Here is a 315-nt window from a genome sequence, read left to right as displayed (position 1 = left end):
GTAAATGCCTGAAGCCCGGTCAACTGGAAGGCGTGGAAATTAAGGCTGATTTAAGCCAGTCCGCATTAGTCATTTCACTACCGCAGGCTTACCTCGAATATACCTGGCCCGACTGGGATCCACCTTCTCGTTGGGATGATGGCATCTCCGGGATCATTGCGGACTACAGCATCACTGCGCAAACACGACACGAAGAAAATGGCGGCGATGACAGTAACGAGATCAGCGGCAACGGGACGGTCGGGGTTAACCTGGGGCCATGGCGTATGCGCGCTGACTGGCAGACCAACTATCAACATACGCGCAGTAATGATG

Annotated in this window: 1 protein-coding gene; it reads left to right on the top strand. The window is 54.0% G+C overall.

Translation table 11 applies throughout. The annotated features are described in order from the left end of the window. A partial coding sequence (locus tag RTW80_RS28335; RefSeq protein WP_312721428.1) for a FimD/PapC N-terminal domain-containing protein occupies nt 1-315 on the top strand: 315 nt, incomplete at both ends.

Source organism: Escherichia sp. AM3, assembly GCF_032029835.1.
Classification (GTDB): domain Bacteria; phylum Pseudomonadota; class Gammaproteobacteria; order Enterobacterales; family Enterobacteriaceae; genus Escherichia; species Escherichia coli.
This window is presented reverse-complemented; position numbering and strand designations above follow the sequence as displayed.